Here is a 7,876-nt window from a genome sequence, read left to right as displayed (position 1 = left end):
CGCGTTTTTCTCATACTAAATGCTAGGTGGTGAGAAACTGGAAGTTAGTTTTAGAAGTTACCCTCTTGCTTCTTTGATACTAAGTTCAGCCATTTCTCCAATATTATTTTTGCATATCTATTAAAACTCCTCATGCCCCACCAAGTGATGCTGAAAGGCATAGACCGCAGCTTGAGTGCGATCACTGACCTCAAGCTTGGCTAGGATGTTGGACACGTGGGTCTTGACCGTCTTGAGAGAGATGAAGAGTTCATCAGCGATGCGCTGATTTTCGTAGCCCTTAGCAATCAGTTGAAGTACATCTCGCTCACGCGCAGTCAAGTCCTCATGTAGTTCTATGCGATTGCGGTGGTATTCGACCTTCTTGCTGACCTCTTGCTCAATAGCCAGCTCGCCAGCAGCCACCTTACGGACGGCATGGAGTAGTTCGTCTGCGCTAGAAGTCTTGAGCATATAACCCCTAGCACCAGCGTTCAAGACAGGCATAATTTTTTCATTGTCTAGATAAGATGTCACTATCAAAATCTTGGCTTCAGGCCATTCTTTTAGGAGGGCCAAGGTCGCGTCAATTCCATTCATCTCAGGCATGACAATATCCATGACAATGACATCCGGACGCAATTCCAAGGCTAACTCAATACCTTGAGACCCATTTGCAGCCTCGCCCACAACTTCTACATCGTCTTGGAGGTCAAAGTAGCTTTTCAAGCCCAATCGGACCATTTCATGGTCATCTACCAGTAAAATTCTCATCTCTACTCCTTTATCATTCCTTATCGAGCAGGGGAATACGGATATCAACCGCCAGCCCTTGCTTGGGAGCTGTCAATAACTGAACCGTCCCTGCCATATCTTCAACCCGCTCCTTGATATTGCGGAGTCCATAACTCAAGTCGTCTAAGTTCCCTAACTGGAAACCAATCCCATTGTCCACCACCTTCAGCTGCAATTCAACATCTGTCTGATAGAGATAGACATCCAAGCAAGAGGCCTGGGCATGGCGAAGTGTATTGCTAATCAACTCCTGCAAAATGCGGAAGATATGCTCCTCGATTTTCTTGGGCAATTTCGTTACATTTTGCTTGAAACTAACCTTGAGATCACTCTTGTCCTCAAGCTCTTTTAAGAGGATTTGAATCCCTTCAACCAGACTCTTCTGCTCCAGTTCAACTGGTCTCAAATGTAAGAGTAAAACCCGCAAATCCTTCTGGGCAGTTTCTAAAATAGCCGTGACACTCTGCAACTGGGTCTGCATCTTTTCTCTATCCAATTTCAAAGCCTGCTGACTTACACCTGACAAAATCATGTGAGCCGCAAACAACTCCTGACTGACTGTATCATGTAAATCCCGAGCAATGCGCTTCCGTTCTTTCTCGATGATTTCCTCTTCCTGAGCAAGACTCTGATTTTCTGCTTTTTGAAGCGCTTCTGTCAAGAGGTTAAGTTTACCTGACAAGGACTTCAAACTGGCATCCAAATCTGGATCTGCAACCTGAACCACTTCTTGCCCTGCCAATAAACGCTTGAGATTAGTCTGCATTTTTCTTAGAGAAAGCTCTTCAATACCTCGCCAAAACAGGACCAAGAGAAAGGTCATGGACATACTGAAGACCAATAACAAAAAAACAAATTTTTCTGTTTTTTCAACATCGTGCAAGAAAATAGACCAGTCAAAGTCAAGGATTTCCATCAAGCTGTGGGACAGAAATAAGACAAACAGGATGGAGGTGAGAGCAATCATTACATAGGCTTGTTTTTTCATCCTCTGACCACCTCCACATCGCCAATCATAGTGGTCAAGAGAATCTTGACGCTCTTGTTACTCTTGAGATAATCTCTCGTTTCCTGATGATAGTGTTCATTGCGGAGAGCACGCTTGGGCTGATTGAAAAAAGTCAAATCTCCATAGAGACAGTTAACGCTGAGACTGACTTCCACATCTACAGGCACAATGATTTTGGTCGTTCCTATCATCTTTCTGAGGATAATGACATTGTCATGATTGGTTAGAATGACCCTCTCCAGATGAATAGTGTCCTTGCCCATGAGGCGAAAGAGATTGATATCATCAAACTGGCAAGTCTGGTAACTTGAAAAATGATGGAGATTTCCAAACCAACGATTTTTCTCCTTCTTAACCGTTACCACCTCTTCAAACACCAAATTGGTCTGCTCTTTTTCCTGGTTCATCATCGGATAAAGAAGAAAGAGGCTATAGATGACCGCAACAAAAATAGCTAGAATCACAAAAGGATTGAGCATGACGATGAAAAAGAAGAGAATGGTTGCCACCACTAAAAGAAGGTTATTGCCCTCTTTACCAGTGTAATAGCGAATCAAAAGCAAAAAGAGGAATAGAATCAGCAGAAAACGCGAAAAATGCTCTGATACCATCAAAATCAGAGCTCCTGTCAAAAGACAGGCTTCGATAAATAAAAAGATTTGAAATTTTCTCATAGGTTTATCCTCTCCCTTCTATTTTATCACAATTCAAAAAAGTCACCTCGGTCTGAAGATGGAAAAAAGGCGGTGGTTACGCCTTTTTCATCTGATCATTTGCTTCTTTTAATTTTCCATAAAGAAGATAGTCTACCTTTTGTAAATCTGCTATGGTGGCACAATTAAGAGCACACATAATGAGGCGTAAATCATCTTTCCAGCCTTGGATGATACTAATCACTTCTTCAACTCTGTATGTTTCAACCAACTCTAGAACTGTTCGAGACAGGCCTACAGCCTTGGCACCAAAGACCAAGCACTTAATCATATCCAGCGGATTGCGAACGCCTCCACTGACCAAGAGTTCGACCTTGTCTTTCCAGTCTTGGGCATTGAGAAGAGCTTGCATGGTGGACTGCCCCCATTGATTGAGGTAATCACGTTGGCCACTGCGACGGTTTTCGATATAGGCAAAACTGGTACCACCACGACCCGAGAGGTCCACTGTACGAACACCCAGTTCATAAGCTCTCTCGATGGTCTTGACATCCATTCCAAAGCCCACTTCCTTCAGGACAATAGGAACGGAGATTTGCTTGCTGTAGTCTGCTAGATGCGATTGCCAGCTTCTGAACTTTCTTTCTCCCTCAGGCATGAGCAATTCCTGCATGACATTGACATGCACTTGCAGGAGAAGAGGTTTCATCTCTTCTACTGTCTGAAGTCCTAACTCGACAGGCTTGTCCAATCCAATATTGGTTCCAAGGAGGAGATTTGGATAACTAGACTTGACAGAAAAAGAGGCATCTGTTGGATCTTTGAGGGCTGCGCTATAGGAACCCGTTACAAATAAAATCCCACAGGCTTCCGCTACTTGAGCCAACTTTTGATTGATTTCTCTTCCCTTATCGCTTCCACCCGTCATAGCATTTATATAAAAAGGAAAGTCCCACTTGCGACCTGCAAATTCTGTAGACAAATCAATCTCATCTAGGTCATAGAGTGGTAGCGAAGAGTGGATTAACTCCACCTCATCAAAGCTATTATAGGAACTTTTCTGCTCAAGGGCATAGCGGATATGCTCGTCCTTACGATTTGTCGTCATGTCCTATCCTTTCTTGATATAAGAGCTCAATCCCCAGATCGGCCCAACGATTTTTTAAGGTTTCAGTTGACTGCGCATCAAAACTCAAGGCAATCCCACAGTCACCGCCACCAGCGCCACTACTCTTGGCAACAGCCTGTAAATCTTGACTGGCTTCTTTCAGTTGTCTGAGCGAAGACGTGTAAATATCTGCGCTCAAGCCTTCTAGGAGCTTGCTGGCTACTTCTACTTGCTCGATGATTTTGTCTGCATTCCCCTGCTCCAAGGCTTCTACCAAAGAAACCACCGTTTCTTTTGATGAATTTAAAAAATTCTGATTGATGTTTTGTTTAATTTGCTGGACCATATCACTAGACACAGCCACTTCCTTGGTCCATCCCACTAGGAAATCACATTCTAGGGCTGGTTGCACTTGTGAGATGGAAAAGCCCCAATCACGCTCCAGAACTGTCGCCAATTTTTCTTCTTCCAACCAAGCAGCCACCTTCTGGCGATCAAATGACTGGTAGACAACCAAATCCTCTGCCACAATACAGGCAAGGTCTCCCATGGAACCATTGTCTCCTCGCTTGAGTAAGACAGCACTGGCCAACTTGAACAAGAGATTCTGATCAACCGAAAGATTATACAGAGCCAGTAGGGCCTTGATAACCAAGACAACGACGCTACCGCTAGAGCCTAGACCAAACTTTTTCCCTTCTCGTTCCATTTTTCCTCGAATCTCTAGAGAAAAAGGTCTTAAAGTTTGACCTCGATAAGTCAGGAAATCTTCCACTAAAGCAATCGTTTCTTGAATCAAGCTATAGTCAGGATTTGGTGTCAAGTCCACTGCGAAATCAAACATATCTGAGTAAATACGGTAACTATCAGAAAAAGCAATCTGTCCCTTCATATAGATAGGAATAGCCTTTATCAAGGCCAACTGCCCTGGTTCTAAAATAGCATATTCACCTGCCCAATAGAGCTTTCCGCAAGTTTTAACAGCAATCATCTTGACTCAAATCCTTTGTTTTTGACACAATCAAGCGATAACGTTGACCTAAGATTTCTGATAAATGCTCCAAGTCTTTCTCCTGACAAAGTACCTTGACATTGGGACCAGCATCCATGGTAAAGTAACAGGATTCTCCTTGCTCACGGAGCTGGCGGACAAAGTCCATGGCTTCATAAGAGGCATCCGTCAGATAAGAAAAGGCTGGTGATGCTGTTTTAGTCGTAGTGTGCATAGCCAGGGCATTTTTCTCCGTTAATTCCCCAACCTTGGCAAAGTCATTCTCTTTGAGATATACCAGCATATCCTGATAGTCTTGCTCAGACTGAAGCACCCAGTCATCAAAGGTCGTCGAGGTCTCCACACAAAGTTTCATCCCATCACGACTAGAGATTGGTTTTTTCTTGTCTTCTAGCACCAACATAATCATAGCTAGTTTCAAGTCTGTCTCTACAGGATAAATTTCCCCACTATCCTTATCCCAGGCACCGAGTGGTCCATAAAAACTTCGAGAAGAAGATCCTGAGGCAAACTTGGCTTCCTGCGCTAACTGGCTCCGAGTCAAACCAAGCTTGAAATAGGCATTACAAGCCTTGACCAAGGCGGACAAACCACTAGAACTTGAGGACAGACCCGCCGCGGTAGGCATATTGTTTTGAGTATCGATACGAACAAAACCTGCTCCTTCAGGGCGGTAGCGATCAATGATTTTACGCATTTTGGCATGCTCTGCTTCATTTTGCAATTGTTCATTGATATAAAATTCATCTGCCTTTGCATCTGCTGGTAAAGGAGATAAGGTTGTTTCAGTAAACATATTTTCTAGAGTTAACGAGATACTGCTAGTCGCAGGAACCATCTCTTTTTCTGCTTTCTTCCCCCAATATTTGATAATGGCAATATTTGCGTAGGAACGCACTGTTACAGGCTCTCTATCCATGTCTGAACAGCTCCTTTCTCTTCTAATCTTTCTGCTAGTTCTTGAGCTTGTGTTAAATCGGCTGCCAAGGCTATGATACAGCCTCCTAGCCCACCACCGCTCATCTTGGAACCCAGAGCACCATGGCTAAGAGCCGTTTCAACCAAAGAGTCTGCCTCAGGGCTACTGACACCAATTTCTTTTAAATGTAAATGCGCTTGACTGAGGATTTGTCCCAGTTCTTTAGCATCTTTTTGTGAAATCGCATCTTCTGCCTGCTGGGTCAATTCCCCCAAGGAATGTAAAAACGGCAGGGCATCCTTTCCCTTATTTTGAACCACTTGGATAGCTTCACGAGTATGACCATAAACGCCCGTATCGGCAATGACCAAATAGGCGAATAAGTCCATCTCAAGCTCTGTAAATCCTACATTCTTAATAAAGCGAATAGGCCGGTCACTGAGACAGGTCTTGGCATCCAAACCACTAGGATTCATATGGGCAATCATCTCAGCCCGATTGACCAAGATTTCTAGTACATCATGAGGTAAATTTGCCTGATAGTAGTCAAATACCGCACGAATGGCTGCTATGCTGATAGCTGCTGACGAGCCCATGCCCCGTTTTTCAGGAATAGCTGAGTCAATCTGACAACGAATACAAGCATCCTTGATATTTAGATGCTCAAGCGAGGCATACACTGCCATGGACAAGGTATCTTCCTCATAGAGGCGCCATGGACTTTCAGCAGGGACCACCTTACAAGTCACCTCCACCTCTATAAGAGGCAGTGAAATAGCAGGATAACCGTAAACGACCGCATGCTCCCCTATTAAAATAATCTTACTATGTGCCTGACCGACACCAACTTTTTTTGTCATATTTTCCTTTTACTAGACGAAAAAGCCGTCTTATACTCAATGAAAATCAAAAAGCAAACTAGGAAGCTAGCCGCAGGCTTCTCAAAACATCGTTTTGAGGTTGTGGATAGAACTGACGAAGTCAGCTCAAAGCACTGCTTTGAGGATGTAGATAAGACTGACGGAGTCAGTCACATATATAATCCAAGGCGACGCTGACGTGATTTGAAGAGATTTTCGAAGAGTATTATTTTTTCATACAAGTATTTATTCTCTCCTATCTATTTTATTATATTTTCACAAAAAAAGCGATTGTTTCCTTCACAATCGCCTCTTTCATTATTGAACACATTCGCCATTATAATTGACAGAATAGCCATCTACGGTCGTATTCACTGCCAAAGCACCTGAGCTATAAGCGTAGTACCATTTTCCATTGACCTGGAACCAACCTGTTGCCATAGCTCCATTACTTGCATTTAGATAGTACCAAGTTGAACCATCTTGATACCAGCCAGTTGCCATAGCACCTGACGAACGAAGGTAGTACCAGTTGTTACCAAGGTTTTGCCAACCAGTTTTCATATCACCATTTTGAGCATCTAGATAATACCAAGTTGAGCCTTCCTGATACCATCCAGTCGCCATAGCCCCTGATGAACGGAGGTAGTACCACTTGTTGCCAAGTTGTTTCCAATCAGTTTGCATTGCAGCGGTTGTTGGATCTAGGTAGTACCAAGTTGAGTTATCATTGGTCCAACCACGTGCTAGCTCCCCAACAGTCAATCTGTTGATGCGGGCATCAAAGTCACCATCCTCCTGTAAATAATACCAGTGTCCCTCATCACGAACCCAACCAGTCTTTAAAGTGTGATAACTTCGTTGGTCTTTAAAATAATAGACTCGTTTCTCTGCTGGACTATCATATTGTTCCCCATGATGTTTGTTGGTATTTGTAGCAGTTTTTGCTTCTAAAACTTGCTTACCAACAAATTCTTGTAGTACCCCATCTTGACCAAAGTAAAACCAATCTGGTCTAAAAGCAACATCTTGCCTTGGACCAGAGCCAATCGTAACTCCTTTGTGTGGAGCAGGTATATATTGCCAGCCGACAACCATCTCTCTAGATAAAGGATCAAAATAATAGTACTTACCATCAATCACTCGCCAGTAGGTTTCTTTGAGTTCCCCCTTCTTGTAGTAGGTTCTACCATTTTCTTGGACAAATTGCCAGCCTTCTGAATCAGCATCATCCGCCAATACTACACTTGTCGCTAACAGACCAAAGAAAAAGACTGCTAATGCAATTTGCATCAATTTTTTTATTATTTTCATTAGACGTATCCTCCTGCAAGAATTATATTAAAAATTAAATTGTATGTCAATATGAAGGCTTTGAAATAATGTAATAACATTTTAAAAATAGAAACTGCAGTACACTTTGGTTTTGAAAATATTTTTAGAAATTAATCTGATTTCCCTAATCAATTTGTTCATATTTTATAGTCATTTAGTTTTAAAAAAGCACTCTAAACATTCAAAGATATTGGGGACTTCCCTTA

The 7,876-nt window shown here is 42.8% G+C and carries 9 protein-coding genes; 1 reads left to right on the top strand and 8 read right to left on the bottom strand.

Annotation, left to right across the window (positions count from 1 at the left end; genetic code table 11):
• Window positions 1-120: 120 nt before the first annotated feature.
• From ADI86_RS00710 to mvk, 7 genes are all read right to left on the bottom strand, one after another.
• Window positions 121-753, bottom strand: a complete 633-nt coding sequence (locus ADI86_RS00710) for a response regulator (RefSeq protein WP_049531377.1) — start codon at window positions 751-753, stop codon at window positions 121-123.
• 13 nt (window positions 754-766) lie between these two features.
• Window positions 767-1,762: a sensor histidine kinase gene (locus tag ADI86_RS00705; RefSeq protein ID WP_049531376.1), complete on the bottom strand. Its 996-nt coding sequence runs from the start codon at window positions 1,760-1,762 to the stop codon at window positions 767-769.
• The gene (liaF, locus tag ADI86_RS00700; protein ID WP_049531375.1) at window positions 1,759-2,457 is read right to left on the bottom strand and encodes a cell wall-active antibiotics response protein LiaF; all 699 of its coding nucleotides are present in this window, start codon (window positions 2,455-2,457) and stop codon (window positions 1,759-1,761) included. Before liaF ends, ADI86_RS00705 begins: the two co-directional genes overlap by 4 nt.
• Before the next feature lie 76 nt (window positions 2,458-2,533).
• Window positions 2,534-3,544, bottom strand: a complete 1,011-nt coding sequence (gene fni / locus ADI86_RS00695) for a type 2 isopentenyl-diphosphate Delta-isomerase (protein ID WP_049531374.1) — start codon at window positions 3,542-3,544, stop codon at window positions 2,534-2,536.
• Complete coding sequence (locus ADI86_RS00690; protein WP_049531373.1) at window positions 3,528-4,535, bottom strand: phosphomevalonate kinase; 1,008 nt, start codon at window positions 4,533-4,535, stop codon at window positions 3,528-3,530. Before ADI86_RS00690 ends, fni begins: the two co-directional genes overlap by 17 nt.
• Window positions 4,522-5,475, bottom strand: a complete 954-nt coding sequence (mvaD, locus tag ADI86_RS00685) for a diphosphomevalonate decarboxylase (RefSeq protein WP_049531372.1) — start codon at window positions 5,473-5,475, stop codon at window positions 4,522-4,524. The genes ADI86_RS00690 and mvaD overlap by 14 nt, the downstream gene beginning before the upstream one ends.
• Window positions 5,457-6,335 (bottom strand): mevalonate kinase, encoded by an 879-nt coding sequence (mvk, locus tag ADI86_RS00680; protein WP_049531371.1) that lies wholly within the window; start codon window positions 6,333-6,335, stop codon window positions 5,457-5,459. The genes mvaD and mvk overlap by 19 nt, the downstream gene beginning before the upstream one ends.
• 39 nt (window positions 6,336-6,374) lie before the next feature.
• Here mvk and ADI86_RS12160 point away from each other — a divergent pair, with 39 nt between their 5' ends.
• The gene (locus ADI86_RS12160) at window positions 6,375-6,533 is read left to right on the top strand and encodes a hypothetical protein (protein ID WP_241486534.1); all 159 of its coding nucleotides are present in this window, start codon (window positions 6,375-6,377) and stop codon (window positions 6,531-6,533) included.
• 120 nt (window positions 6,534-6,653) lie between these two features.
• On the opposite strand, the gene cbpF is transcribed toward ADI86_RS12160, so the two are convergent.
• The gene (gene cbpF, locus ADI86_RS00675) at window positions 6,654-7,649 is read right to left on the bottom strand and encodes a choline-binding protein CbpF (RefSeq protein ID WP_049531370.1); all 996 of its coding nucleotides are present in this window, start codon (window positions 7,647-7,649) and stop codon (window positions 6,654-6,656) included.
• Window positions 7,650-7,876 lie beyond the last annotated feature (227 nt).

It is taken from the genome of Streptococcus pseudopneumoniae, assembly GCF_001074975.1.
In the GTDB taxonomy this organism is placed as follows: domain Bacteria; phylum Bacillota; class Bacilli; order Lactobacillales; family Streptococcaceae; genus Streptococcus; species Streptococcus pseudopneumoniae_D.
The sequence above is the reverse complement of the archived record's forward strand: the minus strand, read 5'-3'. Positions and strand labels throughout refer to the sequence as shown.

Coding starts and splice junctions, on each gene's coding strand:
- fni (WP_049531374.1), bottom strand. CDS start 3,544: ATGACGACAAATCGTAAGGACGAGCATATCCGCTATGCCCTTGAGCAG.
- ADI86_RS12160 (WP_241486534.1), top strand. CDS start 6,375: ATGAAAATCAAAAAGCAAACTAGGAAGCTAGCCGCAGGCTTCTCAAAA.
- ADI86_RS00705 (WP_049531376.1), bottom strand. CDS start 1,762: ATGAAAAAACAAGCCTATGTAATGATTGCTCTCACCTCCATCCTGTTT.
- mvaD (WP_049531372.1), bottom strand. CDS start 5,475: ATGGATAGAGAGCCTGTAACAGTGCGTTCCTACGCAAATATTGCCATT.
- ADI86_RS00710 (WP_049531377.1), bottom strand. CDS start 753: ATGAGAATTTTACTGGTAGATGACCATGAAATGGTCCGATTGGGCTTG.
- ADI86_RS00690 (WP_049531373.1), bottom strand. CDS start 4,535: ATGATTGCTGTTAAAACTTGCGGAAAGCTCTATTGGGCAGGTGAATAT.
- mvk (WP_049531371.1), bottom strand. CDS start 6,335: ATGACAAAAAAAGTTGGTGTCGGTCAGGCACATAGTAAGATTATTTTA.
- liaF (WP_049531375.1), bottom strand. CDS start 2,457: ATGAGAAAATTTCAAATCTTTTTATTTATCGAAGCCTGTCTTTTGACA.
- cbpF (WP_049531370.1), bottom strand. CDS start 7,649: ATGAAAATAATAAAAAAATTGATGCAAATTGCATTAGCAGTCTTTTTC.